Below are 2,258 nucleotides of genomic sequence, written 5' to 3' on the forward strand. Positions count from 1 at the left end.
AAAATAAAACTCACTACGAGAAAATCATACGGCTTCAGAACCTACAGATGTGCAGAAATTGCTTTATATCATGCTCTCGGGAAGTTGCCTGAACCAGAAATGACCCACAGATTTTACTGACGAGGCAAATTTATAAAGCCTCTGCCATCTGAAACGAATGTTCCATTCACGCAACCTCAACCAGGATCGGTGTATGACAAGCTCTCAGTCAGTTCAATCAGTCAAACGATGGCAATGTCTGACATTTCTCGTTCTGATAACCCTCGTCTCACCTTCAGCATCGAACGCTTCCGATGATATCTGTTGGATAGATCTATCCGTAACGGCTTTGACAGAAGAACAGAAACAGGCCTTGATCAATAGAATCTGTACAGAAAGCCTTAGCGATCCACATCTGGGAAAGGCAGGCTGGGATGGAGAGAACCTGTATTGTGACCTTGGGTCTATGTCGTCTCTTCAGGAAAAGCGGGTGTATCAGTTTCTGGTACTGAATGCTTCTTATACTTCTATGTACAACCTTATCCCCCAATCCACTTATAAACGCTGGCCAGGCAATAGCACCTTCCCCATATGTCAAAACAATCCACAACACTATGAAGACACCGCTCTCTATCAGGTTTCGGTAATGTCAGAGTACTGTCTGACTATTGATAGCAAACAACAAGATGAGGTATTCCTTGGAATGTTTGAAGGCAGTTGCAATCGGTATAGGGGTTCACCGTTTTACTCTCAACGGACAAAGGCAGTCACTATCGAGTCTGAAAACACTCAGAATTGTTCCGGCTATGCAGAGCTCTCATCCCATGAATCCGGGCAAGCTGGAGACTGGATCAAAATGCGGGCAATGAATAATCAAATGTCCTGGCAGCAACCCAGAAAGCGCAATCAACCTTCCCTGCAGGCTTGTTGCGAGGCGGTAAGTCATCACCCTCTTCATAAAGTGAAAGGCGAGTACTTATATATCTCCTATAACCCGGAGACAAAAGAGTGCTCTTACGGCGAGGCGGTTAACAGGGAGGAAAAGGAATCAGGCACCCTTCGGACGTTTTTAAGGCATTAACAAACGGGGCTATAAAAGCCCCACTTCAAAGAGGTTGTCGCAAAAGGTAGCGAGCGCAGGCGAGACAAGGCAAAAAATGACGAAAAAGCGGAGTTTACATTCAGTAAATGAGCATTTTGAGTCATTTGTTAACGACGTATCGGCAAGCGCAGCCCTTTTGCGACAGCCTCCAAACAAAGCTTAGTTTCTCAGGCCTTTGCCAACACGCAGTAAGTGAAGCGCCCAGACGGCCATTATGACGATAGCCAGAACCATTACTACAAAAGCCCAGCCTATGCTGATGCCACTGTCCTGCCCGAGGATTCCGTAACGGAAGGCATTCACCTGATACAGAATAGGGTTCAACAGTGAAATGGATCGAAAAGGCTCAGGCAGTACGTCGACTGAGTAGAAAACACCACCCAGATAGGTGAGCGGAGTCAATACAAACGTTGGAATAATAGCCACGTCATCAAACTTTCTGGCAAACACCGCGTTTATAAAACCGCACAGTGCAAACAGAGTAGCAGTCAGGAAAACAGCCAGTAAAGTAATCAGAAAATGGTGCACCTGCAGCTCTACAAAGAAAGCCCCCAGTATCATGACCAGAATGCCTACATATAAACCTCTGACGACGCCACCCATGGTGTAACCAGCAAGAATAATCCAGTTAGGTACCGGTGAAACCAACAGTTCCTCAATACTCTTTTGAAACTTGTTGCTGAAAAAGCTGGAAGCCACATTACTGAAACTGTTGGTAATAACCGCCATCATAACCAGACCCGGTACGACAAAGGTCATGTAATCAAAGCCCCCCATTTCGCCAACTCTGGAGCCAATAACCGCACCAAAAATAACGAAATACAGAGACATTGTGATCGCAGGTGGCAACAAAGTCTGTGGCCAGATGCGCATGAAACGACGAATTTCTTTGCTGAAAATGGTGTTAAACGCAACCAGGTTATACTTCCATTCACTCACTGTGCGCTTCCTCCCTTTTCAGCGGCGCTGTTTTTCATCGGCTCAGGGCTGTTTCTAATCGGCTCAGGGCTGTTTTTAATCGGCTCAGGGCTGTTTTTAATCGGCTCAGGGCTGCTTTTAATCGGCTCAGGGCTGTTTTTAATCGGCTCAGGGCTGTTTTTAATCGGCTCAGGGCTGCTTTTAATCGGCTCAGGGCTGTTTTTAATCGGCTCAGGGCTGTTTTTAATCGGCTCAGGGC

Annotated in this window: 3 protein-coding genes; 1 reads left to right on the forward strand and 2 read right to left on the reverse strand. The window is 46.3% G+C overall.

Annotated elements, in window-relative coordinates; genetic code table 11:
- The first annotated feature begins 193 nt into the window (after positions 1–193).
- Complete coding sequence (locus ACR2PX_RS29420; RefSeq protein ID WP_434002907.1) at positions 194–1,060, forward strand: hypothetical protein; 867 nt, start codon at positions 194–196, stop codon at positions 1,058–1,060.
- Between the two features lie 180 nt (positions 1,061–1,240).
- On the opposite strand, the gene ACR2PX_RS29425 is transcribed toward ACR2PX_RS29420, so the two are convergent.
- Together ACR2PX_RS29425 and ACR2PX_RS29430 are read right to left on the reverse strand one after the other, a co-directional pair.
- Entirely contained in the window at positions 1,241–2,020 is a 780-nt protein-coding gene (locus tag ACR2PX_RS29425) for an ABC transporter permease (protein ID WP_434002908.1), read from the reverse strand.
- Positions 2,021–2,054: 34 nt separating this feature from the next.
- The coding region (locus ACR2PX_RS29430) for a hypothetical protein (protein ID WP_434002909.1) at positions 2,055–2,258 on the reverse strand (204 nt) is incomplete at its 5' end.

This window comes from Endozoicomonas sp. (assembly GCF_051008435.1).
Lineage (GTDB): Bacteria > Pseudomonadota > Gammaproteobacteria > Pseudomonadales > Endozoicomonadaceae > Endozoicomonas_A.